Annotated in this window: 1 protein-coding gene; it reads left to right on the forward strand. The window is 65.3% G+C overall.

Annotation, left to right across the window (positions count from 1 at the left end; all coding sequences use genetic code 11):
• The first annotated feature begins 72 nt into the window (after window positions 1-72).
• Window positions 73-24,573, forward strand: a complete 24,501-nt coding sequence (locus tag ACIBI6_RS00155) for a non-ribosomal peptide synthase/polyketide synthase (RefSeq protein ID WP_396954846.1) — start codon at window positions 73-75, stop codon at window positions 24,571-24,573.
• Window positions 24,574-24,851 lie beyond the last annotated feature (278 nt).

Below are 24,851 nucleotides of genomic sequence, written 5' to 3' on the forward strand. Positions count from 1 at the left end.
GGAAATTTCGGGCACGGGTAGGGGTGTGGTCTGCCGTGTTCCAGTGCCTCCGAGTCTGAGTGAGAGGTTTAGATGGATCTGAAGTCAGCCGAAACTGCTGACCCTCAGCTGGATTTGGAGTCAGCCGAAACTGCTGATCCTCAGCTTGATCTGATTCCGCTATCGCGGGCGCAATACGGCATGTGGCTCGCGGACAACCTCTCGGGCAGGCCGGCGGTGAACATCGCACACTACATCGAGATCGAGGGGCCGATCGACGTCGACGCATTCACCAAGGCGGTGAACGACGCCGGTCAGGAAACCGAATCGCTTGGTGTTCGGGTAGTTGAATCGAACGGCGTCCCATATCAATTCGTCGACCGCAGCATTACATACGACGAGTCCGTGCTCGACCTCAGCGGCGAGGACGATCCGTTCGCAGCGGCAATGGAATGGATGCGGCGCGACTACAACACCAAGGCTGTCGATTTGAGCCGTGACCGGCTCACCGCGATGCGGCTGATCCAGCTCGCTGAAGATCGGTACCTGTGGTACGCGCGTGCCCATCACCTCGTCGTTGATGGCTACGCCGCGTTCAACGTCGTGACCCGGATAGCCGAGCACTACAACGCCTTGCTCGAAGGCCGGCCGGTTGTACCGCTGAAGGCGGCCGGATTGCGCGACATCATTCAGGCGGAGCGCGCCTATCGAGCTAGCTCGCGGTTCGACACCGACAAGGCATACTGGCTCGACAAGGTTGCCGATCTGCCGACGCCGACAAGTCTGTCCGGTCGCACAGCCCGGTGGAGCAAGGTCGATAATGTTGCGAGCCTGCAGCTTCCGTCGCGATTGGCCGACATGCTCGACCGTTTCTGCGACAACCTGCACGCATCGCCCGCGCAAGTGGTCATCGCAGCCTTCGCTGCGTTCCTCGCCCGGATGACCGGTACCGACGATGTGGTGTTGTCGATGCCAGTAAGCGCTCGTGTGACGAAGCGCCTGCGCAATGCTGCCGCGATGTTGGCGAACATGGTGCCGATTCGGTTCACTATGGACGCGACGACCACTGTGGAGCAAATAATCCACGCGTCCGTATCTGAGCTCGTCTCCGCGATGCGGCATCAGCTTTATAGGTTCGAAGATCTGCGTCGCGATTCGAATGCGTTGGACGCGTCGGCGAACTCGTTCGGTCCGATTGTCAATATCCTCTTCTTCGACTCGGAGATTCGCCTCGGGTCGGCCCTCGGCCGCTATCGGGCACTGACGTCGGGTGCGCTGGATGATCTGCAGCTGAATCTGTACCGTTCCGGAGCCGACGCTCCACTGCTGATCGAACTTCACGGCAATGCGAATTTGTACAGCCAGGATGAACTCGATGCGCACGCAGGTCGGTTCGTCGCTTTCTTGCAGCGATTGATGGATTCGCCCATCGCAACCTCTTTGGTCGAGATCCCGATTGTGGACGCCGCCGAAGAGGCGCGCATCGTTGGGCAGCTCGCCGGGCGTGACGGCGCAACAGGCACAGCGACGCTCGTAGATTTGCTGACGCGGCAGGCCGCCGCCACACCATCGGCAGTGGCCGTCACTTCGGGGGAGACCGCCCTGACCTATCGCGAGCTGGACGAGCGATCCAACCGGTTCGCCCGCACGCTCATCGCTCTCGGGGCCGGGCCGGAATCACTGGTAGCCATCGCGATGCCACGGGACGCCGATCTCATCGTCGTCACGCTGGCCGTCCTGAAGTCGGGCGCGGGGTACTTGCCGTTGGACGCCGCGCATCCGGCTGACCGGCTCGAATATGTGCTGAACGACGCCGATCCGATCGCCGTCGTTACGACTCGCAGTATGCGCGAATACGTGCCGAGAAATCCCGGACGGGTGGTGCTGTTCGACGGCGGGGTCGGCGACCAGTCAGCGGCACCGATCACGGACGCCGATCGGCCAAGCCAACTGTGCCCCGACAACGTCGCATACGTCATCTATACCTCCGGATCGACAGGCCGGCCCAAAGGCGTGGCGATCACCCATCGCGCCGTCGCGACGTACCTGGTGAACGCGTGCGCTGAGATCGGCGTCCGGACTGAAGATGTGTGGACATTGTTCCATTCGTTCGCGTTCGACTACTCGGTGTGGGAGATCTTCGGCGCATTGGGCAGTGGTGGCCGAGTGGTCATCGTGGACAGCCTCACCACACGCTCACCGGACGATGTCGTGCGCTTGGTGGCGCTCGAGAAGGTGACCATCTTCAACCAGACGCCATCCGCGTTCCATCAATTCGCCGTGGCGCGGCAGCGTTACGCGGACGCCGGTGAGCCCGACGGTGAGCTTTCGGTGCGACTGGTCATTCTCTCGGGCGAACGTCTCGACCCGGCGGGGCTGGCGGACTGGTACGGGCACAACCCGAAGCTTCCTGTGCTGGCCAACAGCTACGGCATCACCGAAACCACGGTCTTCGTCACCTACCTCGGCCTGACACCGCAGATCGCGATGCCGGGGGCGCCGAGCACGATCGGCCCGGCGCTGCCGGGGCTGCGCACATATGTACTGGACGAACGATTGCGCCCGGCGCCGCTGGGAGCCTGGGGTGAGATTTACGTCGCCGGAACGCAACTCGCTCGGGGCTATCTCAACCGGCCTTCACTTACTGCCGGACGGTTCGTGGCCAACCCGTTCGGCGAGCCGGGCGAGCGGCTCTATCGCAGCGGCGATATCGCACGATGGAATCACAAGGGTGAGCTGGAATACCGCGGCCGTGGCGATCGGCAAGTGCAGCTGCGCGGGTTCCGCATCGAGCTCGACGAGATCCGTAACGCACTGCTGACCCACAGCGCGGTCTCAGCGGCAGTCGTCATCGTGCATCTGCCCGGCACGGAGGCGGCCCGGCTCGTCGCCTATGTCGTGCTCACCGGCGAAATTGCCGCTGGGGCCGACGCCCTGCGCGCGCATGTCGCGGCGATGCTGCCGGAATACATGGTCCCAGCCGCCGTGGTGGAGTTGTCCGAGTTGCCGCTGACCGTCAACGGCAAGGTCGACTATCGGGCGCTGCCTGAGCCGGTCTTCGATTCGGCCGCGGCCTACGTTGCGCCGAGCACCGTTATGGAGGAGACGATCGCGGATGTCTTCGCCGAGGTGCTGGGTTTGGAGCGGGTAGGCGCGCGGGACAGTTTCTTCGAACTGGGTGGCAATTCGCTCACCGCGACCAGCGCTGCCGTACGGATCGCCGAGCTGACCCGATCCGATGTGTCGGTCCGGGATTTGTTCGGCAAACCGACCGTCATCGAACTCGCCGCGCACGTCGACGCCGAGCACCGCCCCGGCCGGCTCGCGTTGCGCGCGCAGCCACGCGTCGAGCCGATTCCGTTGTCGCCGGCGCAGAACCGAATGTGGCTGATCAATCAGGTCGATCCCGCCTCGGCGGCCTACAACATTCCAGTGGTGGTTCAGCTGAGCGGCCGTCTCGACGTCGCTGCGCTGCACGCGGCCCTGACGGATGTGATCGATCGGCACGAATCCCTGCGCACCGTCTATCCAGTCGTGAATGGAGAAGGGACACAGCTCGTTCTGCCGGTCGAGCACGTTGTCGCGGGTCTCGATCTGTCGCCGGAACCGATCGACTCCGCCGACATCGCGCATCGGCTCCGTGACTTGGCGTCGACCGGGTCCGACGTGCGTACGAGTCCCCCGATCCAGGTCACGCTTCTCACGTCCGCGGACCGGCATCGGCATGTGCTGGTTATCGTCTTGCACCATATCTGCTGCGACGGATCGTCGCTTCGACCGCTCGCGGCCGATGTCGTGACGGCCTATGAAGCGAGGTCGGAAGGAAAGACGCCGGACTGGCAGCCCCTGACGGTGCAATATGCCGACTACAGCATCTGGCACCGCCGCTTGCTCGGTGACGAGAACGATCCGGAGTCTTTGGCGGCACGTCAGTTGCGTTTCTGGGCAGCGCAGTTGGCGGGGATGCCGCCGTTGCTGGAGCTGCCCACCGACCGTCCGCGCCCTGCTCACCAGTCCATGCGCGGCGACGTCGCCGACACCGTGATACCGGCCGAAACCGTCGCCGGGATCGAGCGGTTGGCTCGCACAGCCAACGTCACTACTTTCATGGTCGTCCATGCCGCCCTGGCGGTTGTGCTGGCCCGGCTCTCGGGCTCGCAGGACATCACCATCGGGACGCCCGTCGCGGGCCGCGGCGAGCGGGCGTTGGAACCGCTCATCGGCATGTTCGTGAACACGGTGCCGCTGCGCACCCAGGTACGTTCCGGCGAATCGTTCACCGCGTTTCTGGCGCAGGTCAAAGAGATCGATGTCGATGCCTTTGCCAATAGCGACCTGCCCTACGAACGCGTAGTGGATGAAATCGATCCCATGCGGTCGACCGCGCATGCCCCGCTGTGTCAGGTATATCTCGCGTTCGAGAACATGGACCGCCCGCGTCTGGAGTTATCCGACCTCGCAGTCGAGGTCCTGGATCCTGGGCCGCAGCCGGCCAAGGTGGACATCATCGTCACCGTCGCCGAAAACACCGCCGCGGGAGGCGATGTCGCACTGCGGATCAATTTCGCCACGGATCTGTTCGATCGGGCGACGGTCGAGGAGCTGGCCGCGCGGCTGAATCGGGTACTTGATGCGGTCGTGTCCAACCCGCAGGCCCGGTTGGGTGGTGTGAATGTGCTGTCGAGGGGCGAGCGAGCAGGGTTGGTGCCCGCGTCGGGTGGCCATGCCGAGGCACCGAGGGTGTTGGCGGAGGTGTTGTCGGTACGGGACCTGGGCGCGGCGGCAGTGGTTTTCGGCGAGCGCACGGTGTCGTATGGGGAGTTGGATGCCTGGTCGAACCGTCTTGCGCGGCAGTTGATCGGGTCGGGGGTAGGCCCGGGGGATCAGGTCGCGTTGGCGATGGCGCGGTCGGTGGAGTTCGTGGTGGGGATATGGGCGGTGACCAAGGCGGGCGCGGCGTTCGTGCCGGTTGATCCGAGAAATCCGGCCGATCGGGTCGCGCTCATGGTGGCCGATGCCGATGTCCGGGTGGGGATCACCGTCGAGGCCGCCCGAGACCTGCTTCCGGATTCTGTCCGGCAGTTGGTGCTCGACGATCCAGACACCACGGTCTGCATCGCCTCGCAGTCCTCGGCGGCGGTGACCGATGCAGATCGGGTGCGGTCCTGCCATATCTCGGACACGGCGTATGTGCTGTACACCTCGGGTTCGACGGGGACGCCGAAGGGTGTCGCAGTCACCCACGAGGGATTGGCGAATTTCGCAGCCGAGCAGCGGGAGCGTTACTGGGTCGACAGTTCCTCGCGGGTGTTGCAATTGGCGGCACCGGGTTTCGACGCGGTTGTTCTGGAGTTGCTGATGGCTCATGCGAACGGCGCGGCGTTGGTGGTGTCGCCGCCGGAAGTCTTCGCAGGGCAGGACTTGGCGGAATTGATTCGGGCGCAGCGGGTGTCTCACGCATTCGTGACGCCGAGCGTGCTGGCGACGATGTCGCCGGCCGGTTTGGATTCGCTGCGGGTGCTGGTGGCCGGTGGGGAGGCGGTGTCGGCGGAGACGGTCGCGGTATGGGCACCTGGTCGGCAGTTGTTCAATGGGTATGGGCCGACCGAAACCACGATCATGGTCGCGATCAGCGACCGGTTGTGTGTCGGAGACCGCGTCACCATCGGTGGCCCGATTCGTGGTGTCGAGGCCGTGGTACTGGATGCCGACCTGCAGCCGGTGCCGGTCGGCGTGACGGGACAGCTCTATGTGTCCGGAGCGCAGCTGGCCCGCGGATATCTCAACCGGCCGGTCGCTACGGCCACCACCTTCTTGGCCAATCCGTACGGTCCCCCCGGTACCCGTATGTACCGGACCGGCGACCTGGTCCGCTGGACACCGCAGGAAACTCTGGAATACCTCGGTCGCACCGACTTCCAGGTCAAGATCCGGGGCCAGCGCATCGAGCTCGGCGAAATCGAGGCCGTCCTCGCCGCGCACCCCGACGTGGCGGTAGCGGTGACGGTGGGCGTCGCGACCGACGGCGGGTCGAGACTGGCTGCCTACGTCGTGCCGATCGACACCGTCGATACCGCGGAGCTGCTGGGCTACGCTGCCCAACGCCTGCCGTCGCACATGGTCCCGGATGTGGTGATGGTGCTGGACACGCTGCCGCTGTCGTCGGTGGGCAAGATCGACCGTGCGGCATTGCCCGAGCCGGTATTCGCCGCCACCACAATCGAATTCGTTGCACCTCGCGATGCTGCCGAGCAGATCGTCGCCGACGTGTGTGCCGCGGTGCTGGGGATCGAGCGCGTGGGCGTCTTCGACAGTTTCTTCGATCTGGGCGGAAACTCGTTGTCGGCTACACGGGTAGCGGCACAACTGAGCGCTGCGTTCGGTGTCGATGTTTCGTTGCGCGCGATCTTCGATGCGCCGACCATCGCCGCTTTAGCGGAGAATCTCCGGACCAGCGACGCGGCGAGACGGGAACCCCTTGCGCCGCAGGAGCGCCCGGTCCGAATCCCGCTGTCGCCCGCGCAGGCGCGCATGTGGTTCCTCAATCAGTTCGACACGAGCTCTGCGCTGTACAACATTCCGATGGTCGTCCACATGTCGGGAGACCTCGACGTGGCCGCCATGCACGCGGCAATCGCGGATGTGCTCGACCGGCATGAATCCCTGCGAACCGTCTACCCGGACAGCGACAGCGGACCCCACCAGGTGGTCGTGTCGGTGGAGACGGCACTGCCCAGGCTGGCGCCGTTGCCGGTCGCGGCGAGCGAGGTCGAGGCGAGCATTGCCGCGGAGGTGAGCGCCGGGTTCGATATCACAGCCGAGGTTCCGTTCCGGACCACCTTGCTGCGCAGCGCACCTGACGACCACACCCTGGTGCTCGTCGTCCATCACATCAGCTTCGACGGGTCATCGCTCGCGCCGCTTGCCGCAGATCTGATGGCCGCATACAAAGCCCGCATCCGGCAACAGGTACCGCAGTGGGCGCCGTTACCTGTGCAATACGCGGACTACGCTCTGTGGCAACGAAAATTGCTCGGCACCGAGAGCGACCCGCACAGCCAGACCGTCGCCCAAATCGACTACTGGCGTGCGGCTCTCGCCGATTTGCCCGAGGTGCTCGACCTGCCTACCGATCGCGCGCGTCCGGCGAAACAGTCGTTCCGTGGTGCGACGGTGTCGATGATGGTGCCCGCAGATCTGCATCGTGAGGTAATCGCGCTGGCCCGCCGCCACGACGCGACGGTCTTCATGGTGATGCACGCGGCTTACGCCGCGCTGCTGGCGCGGCTGTCGGGAACCGGTGACATCGCGGTCGGCACACCGATCGCCGGCCGCGGCGAGCCTGGACTCGATGCTCTGGTCGGAATGTTCGTCAATACGCTGGTATTGCGGACACGCATCGAGCCTGCCGCGTCCTTCCTGCAGGTACTCGATCAAGTCCGGGCCACCGATCTGGCCGCCTTCGAGAACTCCGACATCCCGTTCGAGCGGCTCGTCGAGGTGCTGAATCCGCCGCGCACGACAGCACATGCGCCGTTGACCCAAGTCGGATTCTCGTTCCAGAACATCGAGATCCCGACGGTGGGGTTCGAGGGCCTGACGGTTTCGGCCCGAATGGTTGATCCGAGCGTAGCCAAGTACGACCTGCATCTGAATCTCGTCGACGCGCTGGGGCCGGACGGTGAACCGGACGATATGGCAGTCGAATTCGGTTATGCGACAGACCTGTTCGATGAGGCGACGATCTCCTCGATCTTCGACCGTTACCTGCACCTGCTGCAGGCAATCGTCGTCGATCCCGCCCGCGTTGTCGGTGATATCGATCTACTGACCGCAAGAGAGGTGCGCGAGCTGACCGCGCGGTCGACCGGTGACACGACGCCTCCGTCGTCCGCGACGATCGCGCACCTGTTCACCACGCAGGCGACGGCGACCCCGGACAGCACCGCGGTGGTTGATGCAGAGGGAGGCGGCCGACTCAGTTACCGACAATTCGCGGCGAGGGTGAATTCGCTGGCACGCGCGCTGATCGGACGGGGCGTTGGCCCGGGAACCGTTGTTGCCGTCGCGATGCGTCGCTCCGTTGATCTGCTGACCACGCTGTACGCGATCCATGCGGCGGGCGCGGCCTATCTGCCTCTGGATCCGGATCACCCAGTCGACCGGGTGCGCGCGGTCCTCACCGACGCGATGCCGAATGCTGTCCTCACTCGGCCGGTCGACGAGGCGAATTTGCCCGATGACGTGCCGGTGTGGACGTTAGAGCAGTTCGGTATCGAGCACGTGGATACGTCGAAGGTGACCGACGCCGACCGGACCCGTGCTTTGCGTCCGGACGATCTGGCCTATGTCATTTACACCTCGGGTTCGACGGGCGTGCCGAAGGGTGTGGCGGTAACGCATGCCGCGGTGGTGAATCAACTGCGGTGGCTGCGGGATCAGTATGGGCTCGGCGGCGACGACGTGATGCTGTTGCGCACGCCGTTCACCTTCGACTTGTCGGTTTGGGAGCTGTTTTCCGCATTGACCTGTGGCGCGGCGTTGGTTGTCGCGGGTCCCGACGCGCACCTCGACCCGGACGCCGTGGCCCGACTGATGGGCGACTATCGAGTCACGACTATGGATTTCGTGCCGTCACTGCTCTCCGCATTCCTCGAGCAGGCTGCTGGGCACGAGTTCCCAGACCTGCGGCGGGTACTGTGCATCGGCGAGGCGCTGCCGGCCGACACCGTTCGCCGCTTCCGGGATCTCAGCCCGGCGCGCATCGACAACCTGTACGGGCCGACGGAGGCCGCGGTCAGCGTCACCTACCACCGCATCGACGCACTCGACGGCGTCGCAGTGCCGATTGGCGTTCCCGAGGCGAATGTGGTTGTGCGCGTTCTGGATTCGCGGCTGCGTCCAGTTCCGGTCGGGGTTACCGGTGAGCTTTACCTGGGTGGGATCCAGCTGGCTCGCGGTTACCACGAATGTCCTGGTCTCACGGCAGCGACGTTCGTCGCCGACCCCTGCTCCGGTGCGAGTGGTTCTCGGCTGTACCGCACCGGCGACCTGGTCCGCTGGGACGCGGATGGCAGCCTGCGCTATGTCGGCCGCGCCGACACCCAGGTCAAGATGCGCGGTCTGCGGATCGAACTCGGTGATATCGAAGCCGCGCTGGTCGCCCACGAGCAGGTGAACGCAACCGTCGTCCAGGTGCGCACCGATCGCGGCGAGCAGCGCTTGGTGGCCTACGTGGTGGCCACAGAGGCGTTGGATATCAAGCGGGTCCGCAGCTTTCTGCTCGAACGGCTGCCGGCGTATATGGTGCCAACCTCGCTGATCCGGATCGACGCGATCCCGCTCACGGCCAACGGCAAGGTCGACTACCGAGCGTTGCCGGTGCCGGATCCGAGAAACCAGGAAGCCGGGTATCGCGCGCCGCAGGGACTCGTCGAGCAGGCGGTCGCCGGGATCTTCGCCGAGCTGCTCGATCGCCCGGAGATCGGCGCGGACGACAACTTCTTCGACGTGGGCGGAAATTCGCTCATCGCGACGCGCGCGCTGAGCCGGATAGGCGATGTCGTCGGCGTGGCGGTACCGGTGCGGGTGATATTCGAGGCGCCCACCGTTGCCGACCTCGCCGAACGTATCTCGCGGCTGCGTGAGTTGCCGAACCTGCCCGAGCCGACTCCGAAGCCGCGTCCGGACCGTGTCCCACTGTCGCAGGCACAGGCAAGGATGTGGTTCCTCAACCAGTTCGATCCGGATTCACCCGGATACGTTGTGCCGCTGGCGATCCGACTCGACGGTGTGCTCGACATAGCTGCCCTCACGGCGGCCGTCGGTGATGTGATCGTGCGGCATGAGAGCCTGCGCACGGTGTATCCGGCTGTTGATGGCACGCCAACGCAGGTTGTGCTCGACGCGGCCGACGTTGTCGGGACCTGGGATCTCACGCCGCAGCCGGTCGGTGAGCGCGCGCTGTCGGACCGGTTGGCCGAGTTCTCGGGTGCCGGATTCGACGTGTCGAAGGGCGCGCCACTGCGTATTGCGTTGTATCAGCTGTCCGACCAGTCATGGGTGGTTGCGTTAGCCATCCACCACATCAGTTGCGACGGCTTTTCGGTAGCGCCGTTGGCTGCCGATATCGTGACGGCTTACCGTGCGCGGTCCAGTGGCAACCCGCCGGACTGGGCTCCGCTGGCCGTACAGTTCGCCGATTACGCCCTCTGGCAGCGGGAGGTGCTCGGCTCGGCGGACGACCCGGACTCGTATGTGGCCCGCGACATCGGCTATTGGCAGACTCAACTCGCGGGCATCCCCGATGTGATCGAATTGCCGACCGATCGGCCGCGGCCGATTGTGCAGACACAGCGTGGTGCGGTCGAGCATGTCACGATCCCCGGTGAGCTGCAGGGCCGATTGGAGGCGCTGGCGCGGCGAGCCGAGGCGACGACGTTCATGGTCGTGCACACGGCGCTGGCAGTATTGCTGTCGAGGCTTTCGGGCAGCGACGACATCGCCATCGGTGTGCCATATGCGGGCCGCGGTCACCGATCACTCGACAACCTTGTCGGGATGTTCGTCAACACATTGGTGATGCGCACCCGGGTCACGGTGGATCAATCGTTCTCGAGCCTGCTGAACCAGGTGCGGCGCACAGATATCGAGGCATTCGACCATGCCGCCGTCCCATTCGAGCAGTTGGTCGAGGCAGTCAATCCCGCGCGGTCGACAGCCCATACACCGTTGTTCCAGGTCATGCTCGCCTACCAGAATATGGTGCAGGCGCGTGTCGAACTTCCGGGCCTCACCGTCGAGAACGTGGATCCGGGCGATAGGGCCGCGATCTACGACCTGCTGCTGATGATGACCGAGGGGCACGGCGCCCAGAACGAGCCGACCGGCATGACGCTGCGCCTGACCTATGCCACGGACCTTTTCGACGCGGACTCCGTGCGGCGTTTCGCCGAACAATTCGTGCGGGTACTCGACGCGGCCGCGATCGATGCCGAGGCGGCGGTCGGCGCGATAGAGCTGCTCGATGCCGCCGAGCGGCACCTGGTGCTGGAGCGATGGAACGACACCGCGGCTCCCGCCGCGGCAGGCCGGACCCTGGTTGACGCCTTCGACCAGCAGGCCATTCGCACTCCGGACGCTCCGGCTATCCGCGTCCCCGACGGCACCGTGTTGACCTACCGGGATTTCGATACCCGCGTCAACCGTGTCGCCCGATGGCTCATCGCGCACGGTGCCGGCCCGGAAAGTGTTGTGGCGGTGTGCATCCGGCGATCGATCGAGCAAATCACAGCGCTGTATGCGGTGGTGAAGGCGGGCGCCGCTTTCCTTCCGATAGATCCGGATCATCCAAGCGCGCGAATCGCTGATGTGCTGAACGCGGCGCGGCCGCTGATGGTGCTCACCACATCCGCCGACGGCGAGGAACTTCCGGATGGATTCGCGACCGCGCGGATCGATCGAGTGGACGTGGCCGGTCTTCCCGATGCCCCGATCACCGATTCGGAGCGCCGCGCGCCGCTGCGGCCAGCCAATGTGGCCTACGTCCTGTTCACCTCCGGCTCCACTGGTGTTCCCAAGGGCGTCGCGCTGACCCATGCCGCGACCGTGAGCCAGTTGGCATGGGCACAGCAGCAGTGGCCGCACGACGCCTCCGACATGATCCTGTACAAGACACCGATCACGTTCGACATCGCGGTATGGGAGTTGTTCTGGCCGTTACAGACCGGTGCGCAGATCGTGGTCGCCGAACACGACGGGCACCGCGACCCGGCGTACCTTGCCGGTGTCATCGCGCGACACCGGGTCACTACCGTGCATTTCGTACCCTCGATGCTCGACGTTCTCCTCGAAACCACCGCTGTCACGGAGCTGCCATCGATCCGGCGAGTACTCGTCGCCGGTGAGGCGCTGGCGCAGCGCACTGTCGACGCCGCGGCGCGCGTGTTCGCGAATGCCGAGGTGGTGAACTGGTACGGCCCGGCCGAGGCGGAAGTCGTCACGGCTGCACGCTGCTTGCCGGGTGTGACGACCCGTGCGATGGTCCCGATCGGTACGCCGGTATCGGGCATGCGGGTCTACGTCTTGGACTCGCGGCTGCGGCCGGTGCCGGTGGGTGTGGTCGGCGACCTGTACATCTCCGGTATCCAGCTGGCGCGCGGTTATCACGCTCGCACCGACCTCACCTGCAGTGTATTCGTAGCGAACCTGTTCGGTGCTGCAGGTGAGCGGCTCTATCGGACCGGTGACCTCGCCAGGTGGACGAAAGCTGGCGAGCTGGATTACCTGGGCCGCAGTGATTTTCAGGTCAAGGTCCGTGGTCAGCGGGTGGAACCAGGTGATATCGAAGCGGCGCTGTCCGCGCTGCCGGATGTCGCACGCGCCGTCGCTGTCGCCACGGCCGAACACATCGTCGGATACGTGACGCTCGTATCCGGTGCGGTGACCGATGGGCGCGCGATTCGCGACCAGCTCAACCGCTCACTTCCTTCGTACCTGGTTCCGGCCGCTGTACAGGTGCTCGATGCGATGCCGCTGACACCGAACGGCAAGCTCGATCGAGCTGCCCTGCCGCAGCCGGTGTTCGACGATGGCGAGGAATTCGTGCCGCCCCGCACCGAATACGAAGCGGCCCTCGCGGAAATCGTTGCCGCGCTTACGGATATCGACCGAGTGAGCGTGACGGCGAACGTTTTCGAGATCGGGGTCAACTCGCTTACCGCTGCCCGCATCGCGGCGCGAGCCGCCGCGGCGCTCGGTGTCGATGTCGGCATCCGCGATGTCTTCGAGGAGCCGACGATCGCCGGATTGGCCCAATGTCTCAGCGAGCGAACTGGTTCCACGGTGGTTCCGCTTGCAGCCCGGCCACGCCCGGCGGTGGTCCCGTTGGCGGCGGCGCAACGGCGGATGTGGTTCCTCAACCAGTTCGACACCGCTTCGGCGGCATACAACATCTGTTTCGCGGCGCGGTTGACAGGCCAGCTGAATGTCGATGCATTGCGGGCGGCATTACTCGATGTGGTATCACGGCACGAGCCCCTGCGCACGCTGTACCCCGCTGTCGACGGCGAACCGTGCCAGGTCGTGCAGGACATTGCGGCTGTGGCCAGGGGCCTGGTGTTGGAGCCGGAGTCGGTCGCCGACGAGGCGGAGCTGGCCGACCGGATTCGGCATGCCGTTGGGACGGGTTTCGATGTCGCGGAATCGGCGCCCGTACGGGCCAGGCTGTATCGCACCGGCACCGACGAGCATGTGATCGTGGTCGTGGTCCATCACATCGCCGCCGACGGCTCATCTATGGCCCCGCTGGCCCGTGATGTCTTCGCTGCCTACCAAGCGCGTGTGAATCACGAAGCGCCGCAATGGGAACCACTGGAAGTCCAGTACGCCGACTACGCGATATGGCAGCGCGAGATACTCGGCACCGAGGACGATCCGGCGTCGCTGATAGCGCGCCAGATCGCCTACTGGATCGAGGTTCTCGGTGACGCCCCGGAACTGCTCGACCTGCCGACCGATCGGCCACGGCCCGCCACCATGTCGATGGCCGGTGGCATCGTCCGCTTCGCGATGTCGGCGCGGCTGCACGATGACATCGTGCGGCTGGCACACCGTGAGGGCGTCACCGTGTTCGTCTTGCTGCACACGGCATTGGCGATCCTGTTGGCGCGCACCGCGCACAGCGAGGACATTACGGTCGGCACCCCGGTCGCCGGTCGAGGCAACCAGGTGCTGGACGATCTGGTCGGCATGTTCGTCAACACCGTGGTGTTGCGCACGCGTATCCGCGAGAACCTGTCGTTCCGGGAACTTCTGGCCCAGGTGCGCGATGTGGACCTCGAGGCCCTCGCGCACGCCGATGTGCCCTACGAACGACTGGTCGATGTCCTCGACCGTCCCCGGTCCACGGCGTATACGCCGCTGTATCAGGTGATGTTCGGGTTGCAGAACATGCGCGCTGCCCGGTTCGACCTGCCCGGTATCGATGTCGAACTGCTCGACCCCGGCTTGGCGCAGGCCAAAACCGACCTCACCGTGCTGGTGACTGAACGCGTCGACGGTGAGCGGCCGGCTGGCATCGATGGCGAGATCACCTATGCGAGGGACCTTTTCGTCGCATCGACTGCGGAGTCGTTCGCCGAGAGGTTCGTCCGGGTCCTCGAAGCGGTCGCCGTCGATCCGGGGCGCGCGGTGGGCGATATCGATCTGCTCGGTGCAGCGGAGGCCCAACGGCTGGTCCCGGCACGTGGTGGTGTGACCACGTCGCCGTGTCTGCTGCCTGAACTGTTGGCCGAGGCCGTGGCAACAGATCCGGCGGCGATGGCCCTGCTCGGGGATACTGAGACCCTCACCTACCTCGAGCTCGATCGCAGGTCCAACCAGCTCGCCGCGCACCTACTCGCCCGAGGGGTCGGACCAGGGGTATTCACGGCGCTTGCCGTGCCGAGGTCGGTCGACTACCACGTCGCCATGTGGGCGATAGCGAAGACCGGTGCCACGTTCGTCCCTGTGGATCTGCGATATCCCGTGGAGCGGATTGCGCACATGGTGAACGATTCCGGTGTCACCGTGGGGATCACAGTCGCGGCCGCGCACCCCTCGCTTCCGGGAGATGTCGGATGGGTGGTGCTCGACGACCTGGATTCGGCCGCCGAGATCGCCGCGCAACCGAGCCAGGCCGTCACGGATGCGGATCGCGCGCGGGCACTGCAGATTCAGGATGCGGCGTATGTGATCTACACGTCCGGTTCGACCGGGATACCGAAGGGTGTCGTGGTGACGCATGCGGGATTGGCCGGATTCGCGGCCGAGCAGCGTGCGCGTTATCGCGTGGACGCCACCTCGCGTGTGCTGCAAGTGGCGGCGCCCGCCTTCGACGCGGTGCTGCTCGAAGCGTTGATGGCGTGTGCGGCCGGCGCTTGCCTGGTCGTGTCGCCGCCGGAGGTGTACGGCGGCCCGGATCTGGCCGCACTTGTTCGTGCGCATCGGGTGACGCATGCGTTCCTGACACCCAGCGTGCTGGCGACGATGGCACCTGCGGACTTCGCGTCGGTGCGGGTGCTGGCGGTCGGCGGTGAGATGGTGTCGGCGGACCTGATCGCGGCTTGGGGGCCGGGGCGGCAATTGCACAATATCTACGGCCCGACGGAGACGACGATCGTGACCACGATCAGCGATCCGGTGCAGCAGTCCGAGGTGATCACCATTGGTGGTCCGATCCGTGGTGTCGAGGCTGTGGTGTTGGACTCGCTGCTGCGTCCGGTGCCGGTTGGGGTGACCGGGGAGCTGTACCTTTCCGGTGCCGCATTGGCGCAGGGCTATCTGAGTCGCCCTGCCGCGACAGCGGGTGCGTTCGTGGCCAATCCCTACGGCGAGCTGGGATCACGGATGTATCGCACCGGCGACATCGTGCGCTGGACGGCGAAGGGTGCGCTGGAATACATCGGCCGCATCGACTTCCAGGTCAAGATCCGTGGCCAGCGCATCGAACTCGGCGAGATCGACGCCGCACTGCTTTCGCATCCGAAGGTGGCTGCTGCTGTCACGGTGAGCCATAAGGGATCCGGTGGGCAACCGATGCTCGTCGCATACGTCGTGGCCGAACCCGCGTCCGTCGTCGAGCCGAGCGCCGTGCTCGAACACCTCGCCGCGGTATTGCCTGCGTACATGGTGCCGTCGACGATTACCGTGCTCGACCACATGCCGCTCGCCTCGACTGGCAAGGTGGACCGAAAAGCGCTGCCGGACCCCGTTTTCGAGATCGATGACGATGATGCCGTCGCCGCGGCGACCGAACTGGAACGCACTATTGCCGCCGCCTTCGCGGACGTGCTCGGCATCGCGTCGGTGGGCGCGACGACCTCGTTCTTCGCGCTCGGCGGTGATTCCATCATGTCGATCCAGTTGGCATCGCGGCTGAAGACAGCGGGTGTCATCGTGACGGCTCGCGATATTTTCGAGCGCAAGTCCGTTCGGGGGCTCGCACAGGTCGCCGCGGCTGCGGAACGGGTGACGCTGGCGGAACTGCCTGGCGGTGGCGTGGGCGAGATCCCCTTCACGCCGATCGTGTCGTGGTTTGTCGAGCGGCTCGGGCCAGCCGATCGGTTCGCGCAGTCGATGCTGGTGCGCTTGCCGAGGGACGCACGAGTCGGTGATGTGACCGCGACCGTGCAGGCTGTGCTCGACCAGCACGACATGCTGCGCTCGCGGCTGCGCGAACGATGCATGGAGGTGCTTCCCGTGGGCGCCGCCGATGCCGCTGGCTCGGTGTTCGTCCGAACCTTCGGGGTGCATGAGGTGCCGGGCAGCGACGGTTTCACCGCTGTGGTGGAAGCGGCGCTTGCCGAGGCGTCCGACCGACTCGATCCCGCCGAGGGCCGGATGCTGCAGGTCGTATGCCTGCTTCCCGCATCGGGCGTCGAAGCCGATGCCCGCGCCCTTATCGTGATTCATCACCTGGCTGTCGACGGGGTGTCGTGGCGGATTCTGTTGCCCGACTTTGTCACCGCCTGGCAGCAGATCAGCCAGGGACGCGCGGTCGAGTTGCCGACACAGGGCACATCTATGCGGCGGTGGGCACACGCGTTGAGCGCCGCCGCGGCTGCCCGCGGCGGCGAGTTCGAGCTGTGGCAGCGGATGAGTGCGGCGGCCGATCCGCTAATCGGGAGTGCGGAATGGGATCCCGCCGTGGACACCCAGGCGACGGTGCGGCATCTGACGGTGTCCATCCCGACCGCAGTGACCTCGGCGTTGCTGGACACGGTGCCGCGAGCCGTGCACGGCGGCGTCGATGATGCGCTGCTGGCCGCTCTGGCCGTGGCGCTGGCCGGTTGGCGCCGCCACCGCGGCATCACGCACCCGGGTATGAAAGTCCTCTTGGAAGGACACGGCCGCGAAGAGCAGATCGCCGCGGGCGCGGATATCTCACGCACCGTGGGCTGGTTCACCAATGCGTACCCAGTCGCGCTCGACCTCAGTGGAATCGACTGTGCGGACCTGCGCGTGGCAGTGAAGTCCGTCAAAGACCAGCTGCGCGAAATCCCCGACAAGGGCATCGGTTACGGCCTGCTGCGCTATATGAACACCGACACGGCCGACCGGCTCGCGTCGGCGTCCCAGCCGCAGATCAGTTTCAACAATCTGGGCCGGGCCGGCGTCGACCTCACATCGATGTCGGACCTCGCGTGGGTTCCGACCGACGAGCAGTTCGATCGGCGGGCCGCCTTCGATCCGGATATGCCTGCCGCAGCGGTGATCACGATCGATGTGAACATCGTGGACACCGCGGCGGGACCTGAGCTGTCGGCACATGTCGGCTACGCCTCGCGGCTACTCGAACACGACGACGTGGCCGAACTCGTCGACGGATGGGTCGCCGCCGTGACCGAGATCGCCAGCATCGCTCGTGCAGACGACGAATGGGGACTGTCGCGCGCAGATGTTGCGCTGGTCGACCTCACGCAGCGCGATCTGGATATGTTCGCCGACCGGTACGGTCGGCTGAGCGAGGTATGGTCGCTGGCGCCGCTGCAGGAAGGTTTGCTGTTCCACGCCGAATTCGCGGCGGGCCAACTCGATGTCTACACGGCGCAATCGGTACTCACTCTTACCGGTGCGGTCGACGAGAATCGGCTCGAGCGTGCCGCGAAAGCCTTGCTTGGGCGGCATCCCAACCTGCGGGCCGCATTCACACGAACCGCCGATGGTGTACCCGTGCAGGTTATTCCGGCTACCGCCACGGTGCGCTGGCTCAACGTCGATCACTGTGGCAACAAAAGGGAGTTGGATGAGCTGATCGAAGCCGAGCGGGCGGTCGTGTTCGATCCCGCCGACCCGCCGCTGCTGCGGTTCCTGCTTGTTGCCGTCGGGCCGCACGAGTTCCGGCTGGTGTTGACCGCGCACCATCTTCTGCTCGACGGCTGGTCCTTGCCGCTGCTGTGGCGTGAATTGATCAGTTTGTATGCCGTGGCCGCACAGTCGGAGCTGCTTCCCCCGGCGACCTCGTACCGCGATTACTTGGAATGGCTGAGCCTGCGCGATCGCGCCAGCAGCATCGAGGTGTGGCGGGACGCGCTGCGGGACTTCAGCGAGCCCACATTGATTGCGGATCCACACACGGCGACGACCGCGGACACCCCGATCGATCTGCCGATCGTTCTCGATCGTGCCGCGACGGCAGAGTTGGTGAAATTCGCGCGAGAACGAGCGGTGACGATGGCGACGATCGTGCAGTTCGCCTGGGCCGTGGTGCTGGGCAATCTGCTCGGTGTCGAACGGGTGGCCTTCGGCGGCACGGTATCCGGCCGCCCGGCCGAACTGCCGGGCGTCGAGTCGACGATCGGTCTGTTCATCAATACGATTCCGGTCGCCGCCGATGTGCGGCGGGATCTCCCGATCGAGGACGCGCTGCGCCTACTGCAAGCGAATAACACCCGCCTGCTCGACCACCACTACCTCGAACTTTCACAGATCATGGTGGCCGCAGGCAGCAGCCAACTGTTCGACACTCTGGTCGTGTTCGAGTCGTATCCGGTCGACAGCAGTGGCCTGGGCGATGCCGACATCGACGGTATGCGGGTGGTCGCGGCGGATGGCCGCGATGCCGCGCACTACCCGATCACCGTGCAAGCACACCACACCGACGAGTTGCACGTCCGAGTCCGCTACCAGCGGGCCCGCGTCGACGAGGTGACAGCGGCTGGTCTCGCAGCCCGTCTCGAAACTGTACTGCGTGCGGTGACGACCGATCCGACCAAGCGACTCGGTGCGATCGATCTGTTGTCCGCGGACGAGCGGCGGGAGCTTGCGCCTGGTTCCGGTGGCAGCGCAGTGGCACCGTGCGTAATGGCGGAGCTGCTGTCCGCGGGCGTGGCGGTCGGTCCCGATGCGGCGGCCGTTGTTTTCGGCGGGCGTACCGTGTCCTACGCGGAATTGGATGCCTGGTCCAACCAAGTGGCGCGGCAGTTGATCGCGTGGGGCGTTGGCCCGGGAGCTCAGGTCGCGCTGATGATGCCGCGGTCGGTGGAATTCGTGGTCGGCCTGTGGGCCGTGACGAAAGCGGGCGCGGCGTTCGTGCCCGTCGATTCCCGGAATCCAGTCGAGCGCGTCGCGCACATGGTGGCGGATGCCGAGGTGCAGGTGGCGGTCACAGTCGAGGCGTTGCGGGAGCTGCTGCCGGACACGGTGCGCCCGCTCGTCCTCGATGACGCGGACACCGCGAAGTCGATCGCCCTGAGATCGGCGGCCGCCGTGACCGACGGTGAGCGCATGCGTACGCCGCACGTCCGAGATGTGGCGTACGTGATCTACACCTCCGGCTCGACCGGAACGCCGAAGGGCGTCGCCGTCACCCACGAGGGGCTGGCGAATTTCGCAGCCGTGCAGCGGGACCGGTTCGGTGTGGACACTGGTTCGCGAGTGCTGCAGACCGCTGCTCCGGGCTTCGATGCGATGGTCCTCGATATGCTGCTCGCCCACACCGCCGGTGCCATGCTCGTGGTGCCGCCGCCAACGGTATTCGGGGGCGACGAGCTGGCCGAACTGATTCGCGCACAGCGGATTTCGCATACTTTCATTACACCGAGCGTGCTGGCGACGATGTCGCCGACCGGTATGGATTCGCTGCGGGTACTGATGGCCGGTGGAGAGGCGGTGACACCGGAAACAGTCGCGACGTGGGCGCCGGGCCGGACCCTGTTGAACGGGTACGGTCCGACCGAAGCCACGATTCTGGCGGGTATCAGTGCTGCGCTGCTCCCGGGTGGTGCGGTGACCATCGGCGGACCGATCCGTGGTGTCGAGGCTGTCGTGTTGGATGCGTGGTTGCGGCCGGTGCCGGTCGGGGTCGTAGGAGAGTTGTACCTCGCGGGTGTGCAGCTGGCGCGCGGATATGTGAACCGGGCCCCTGCTACAGCCGGTGCATTCGTGGCGAATCCATTCGGTGCGGCCGGTTCGCGCATGTACCGCACCGGCGACCTGGTCCGCTGGACACCGGAGCACACGCTGGAATACCTCGGACGGCGCGATTTCCAAGTGAAGATCCGCGGTCAGCGCATCGAACTCGGTGAGATCGAAGCTGTTCTGGCCGAACATCCCGGGGTCGAACACGCGGTCGTGCTGTTGCGGAAGGACCAGCGCGGCATAGATCGTCTCGCCGGTTACCTTGTCGTCGGCGAGGATGTGGATCCGGACGAGGTTCGGGCCACCGCGCGGTTGCGACTGCCCGCGCACATGGTGCCCGACGTGTTCATGGTGCTCGCCGAGATTCCACTCACAACGTCCGGCAAGCTCGACCGCTCGGCGCTTCCCAGCCCGGAATTCGCGGCCGGTCGGAAATGGGTCGCGCCACGCACTGACGCAGAGCGGCGCATCGCCCACGTGTTCGCAAGCGTATTGGGCGTCGACAGCGTAGGGGCGACGGACAGTTTCTTCGACCTCGGTGGCGATTCGCTGTCGGCGACACGGGTGACTGCCCAGTTGAGCACGGCACTCGGAGTGCGTATCGGGGTCCGAGACCTGTTCGAGGCACCTGTGGTCGCCGAACTCGCCTCCCGCCTGCAGACTTTCGACCACAACACCCGAATGCCACTGACGCCGCGACTGCGGCCCCCGCTCGTACCGCTGTCACCGGCGCAGCAGCGGATGTGGTTCCTCAATCAGTTCGACACCACGGTCGGCGCGTACAACATCCCGCTGGTGATCCGGCTGCGGGGCGAACTCGACACCGATGCGCTGCGGCGCGCGTGCGAACTGGTCATCGACCGCCACGAGTCGCTGCGGACCAAGTTCCCGATGACCAACGGACAGCCGTATCAGGTTGCGGTCGCCGCGGATGAGATCGCATCCGTACCGACTCCCGTCCGGGTGGACGAAAAGCATTTGCTGGAACGAGCGATCGCCGTAGTCTCGACGGGCTTCGATGTGCGCCAGGCACCCCCGTTGCGTATCGAATTGTTCTCGGTCGATGACCGGGACCATGTTCTGGTCATCTGCGTGCACCACATCTGCGCCGACGGCCAGTCGATGATGCCGCTCGCGCGGGATGTAGCACTGGCGTACGAGGCGAGTAGGCAAGGGACAGAACCGATGTGGCCGGCCCTTCCGGTCCAGTACGCCGATTACGCGCTGTGGCAGCGGGAGGTGCTCGGCTCGGCGGACGACCCGGACTCGGTCATGTCCCGGCAGTTGCGATTCTGGAAAGACACCCTCAACGGGTTGCCCGAGGTGCTGGAACTGCCGACCGACCTGCCCCGGCCACCGGTAGCGTCCATGCGCGGCCGCGCCGTCGATTTCGAGCTTCCCACGCAACTGCACGAACGGATCATTGCTGTCGCGCGCGCCGCGAACGCCACAGTCTTCATGGTCCTGCACGCCGCGCTGACCGTCCTGCTGTCCAAGCTGGCCGGCGTCGACGACGTCGCGATCGGCACCCCGGTGGCCGGCCGTGGCGAGCGTGAGCTCGATGATCTGATCGGTATGTTCGTCAACACGCTGGTATTGCGGTCACGGGTGCGGACCAGCCAGCCGTTCGCCGAATTGCTCGCCGCGACCCGTGACACGGACCTGGCCGCGTTCGCGCATGCGGAAGTTCCCTTCGAACAAGTCGTGGAAGCGATGAATCCGCCCCGGTCGACTGCGCATCTTCCGCTGTATCAGGTGACCCTCGACGTCCAGAACCTGAGCAAGGCCGCGTTGGAGCTGCCGGGCCTGCGCATCGAGCCGCTGGAAAACGGCTTCGAGCAGGCACAGGCGGATCTGAGCATGAAGCTGGTCGAGCAGCTCGATGATCGAGGCCGTCCGGATGGCGTGGTAGGTCGGCTCACCTTCGCTACCGATCTGTTCGTCGAAGAGACGATGACTCGGGTCGCACACGCATACATACAAATTCTGGAGGAGGTGACCGCGAATCCGGCGGGTGCGGTCGGCGATATCGAGATCGTCGATGCGAAGCAGCGCCGCGAATTGCTCGACTCGGCAGGGGAAGACGGCGTCGTGGTCGCCGACGCGACGCTCGTGGATCTGTTCGCTGCCCGAGTCCTGGCCCAGCCGGATGCGGTCGCGGTATCCGACGGTGCGTCACAGTTGACCTATGCGGAGCTGGATCGGCAGGCCACCCACGTCGCGGCTCGGCTGATCGAGCAGGGAGTCGGGCCGGAATCACTGGTGGCCGTGGCGTTGCCGCGCTCGATCGAGTTGGTCGTGGGCCTGATCGCGGTGGTGCGAGCGGGCGCTGGGTATCTGCCACTGGATGTTGCGTATCCGCCGGACCGATTGCGGTTCATGCTCGACGACGCACGTCCGGCCGCGGTGTTGACATCGGTCGAGATGGCATCGGCGGTGCCGCAGTACGCCGCGCCGGTGGTGCTCATCGAGGATAGTGCGGACGCGACAGCGGACGGCTGCGATCCGGTGCCGCCGAACCTGCGACTGGACAACGTGGCCTATGTGATCTACACCTCAGGATCGACCGGCCGCCCCAAGGGAGTGACGGTCAGCCATCGCGAAGTGGTCACGTTGTTCGCCAACACGGCCGAACGCTTCGATTTCGGCCCGGATGACGTGTGGACGATGTTCCATTCGTACGCCTTCGATTTCGCGGTGTGGGAAATGTGGGGAGCGCTGCTGTCCGGTGGCAGGCTGGTCGTTGTCGACTACCCCACATCCAGATCGCCGGAGGCGTTCGTGGATCTTGTGGCCCGAGAGGGCGTGACAGTGTTGAGTCAGACCCCGTCGGCGTTCTACGGGTTCGCTGCGGCAGAGCGCGAGTATCGCGAATCCGCTTGTAGCGCTGGCAAACTCGCTTTGCGCTACGTCGTATTCGGCGGCGAGGCACTGGATGCGTCCCGCTTGACCGGATGGTTTGCAGCGCACGAGCCGGGATCGCCGCGACTGATCAACATGTACGGGATTACCGAGACGACGGTACATGTCACGTTCACCGAGATCGGTGGGAAAGACGTGGCCGGGATCGGATCGCCGCTGCCGGGGTTGCGCGTATACGTGCTCGACGACAGGCTGCGCCCGGTGCCGATCGGCGTCGCCGGGGAGATCTATGTGGCCGGTGAGCAATTATCGCGAGGCTACCTGGGGGCCCCGGCTTTGACGGCGGGACGATTCGTGGCCAATCCTTTCGATCCACAGGGTGGCCGGTTGTATCGGACCGGCGATGTCGGCCGGTGGAAGAAGACCGCCACCGGGCTCGAGTTGAACTACGTTGGCCGGGCCGACGCACAGGTGCAGTTGCGTGGTTACCGCATCGAGTTGGGCGAGGTGGAGTCGGCGCTGCTGCAGCACCCGCACGTGACGCGGGCTGCCGGGGCGGTGCACCGCCACGCCTCGGGTGTCGATCAGTTGATCGGTTACGTCGTGGGCATCTACGGCCAACCGATCGATCCGGGCCAGGTCCGGGAGGTCGCTGCCCAGATACTGACGAGCTACATGGTGCCCTCGACAGTGATGGTGTTGCCCGATCTGCCGTTGACCGTCAACGGCAAACTCGATCGAAACGCATTGCCTGCTCCCGATTTCGATGTATCGGTGGACGAGTTCGTCGCCCCGCGGACCCACACCGAGAAAGTGATCAGCGACGTTTACGCGCAGGTCTTGAGCGTCCAGCGGGTCGGGATATCGGATGGCTTCTTCGACCTGGGCGGCAATTCGCTGCTGGCCACGATGGTGGTCACCGAACTGCGTGCTCGCGGTGTGACGATCGCGTTGCCATGGATGTTCGATGATGCGACACCGAAGGCCCTGGCGCGCAAGGTCGATGAGGCCGAGGGCGGCTCCGGTCTGGAGGTACTGCTTCCGCTGCGTGCCAGCGGCTCGAAGCCTGCCGTATTCGGTGTGCACCCCGCCGGGGGATTGGCGTGGTTCTACGGCGGCGCGGTCGAACATTTGGACAAGGATCGACCGGTATACGGCTTGCAGGATCCGCACGTCGTGGCGGGCGAACCACGCGCGGACTCTGTGAATGAATTGGCCGAGCGGTATGTAGCCGAGATTCGCCGAGTACAGCCGAGCGGACCGTACCACCTGCTCGGCTGGTCGTTGGGCGGGCAGATCGCGCATGCGATGGCGGTAAAGCTCCAACGCGGTGGTGAACTCGTCGGAACGCTGGCCATGCTGGATACCTCCGTCGACCCAGCGGATCTGTCGGCCGCCTCGACGATCACCACCGTGGACGAGCCCGCTCCGGGACAGCTAATGGCGGACCTGCTCGGCGGTTGGCGGGAGCTGTTCGACCTTGGTGACGCGGTGAAGGTGGACACCCATGACCAAGCGTGGGCAGTCATCCGTGACCAGGTGGTCGGCACTGGGCTGTTCACCGCCGAACAGACGGACCGAGTGATGGAGAGTTTCGAGACAGCGGGCAAAATCGCGGCCGATCACCGGCCAGAAGTTTTCGAAGGAGACTTGCTCTTCTTCACCGCGGGCAAAGACCGCATGGACCACGACGCTCTCGTGCAGGCATGGCACCCGTACGTGACAGGCAACCTTCACAACAAGGTCGTCGACGCACGCCACCTCGAGCTCAGCCACCCGCATGCTATGGCCGTCGTCGGCCCGATCCTGGAAAGGTTTATGAGCGAATGCTGATCACCGTCCAACCGGCTCCGACTCAACGCCGACGGTTGTAGTGATCGCCGAAGGACGCCATCGCTACGACTGGCTGGGTTCGCCCTGCAGTTGGATCACTGTTCGGTTTGGGCATTCTTCCAAAGGATCCGCTGATGTCTCTGATGTCTCGTCGGTCGAGTAGGTCGGCGAAGACGGTCAGCGGGGCCGCCCACCGTTGACCTGGCTGGTGACGTGGTGGTGGTCGTCGCGGATTTTCCTGGCATAGTTCCAGGAGCCGGTGGCTCTGGCGTTGCCCA

The organism is Nocardia sp. NPDC050412, assembly GCF_044458825.1.
Classification (GTDB): Bacteria; Actinomycetota; Actinomycetes; order Mycobacteriales; family Mycobacteriaceae; genus Nocardia.

Bases quoted from the DNA above. Each gene is read 5' to 3' on its own strand.
- ACIBI6_RS00155 (WP_396954846.1), top strand. From the start codon at position 73: ATGGATCTGAAGTCAGCCGAAACTGCTGACCCTCAGCTGGATTTGGAG.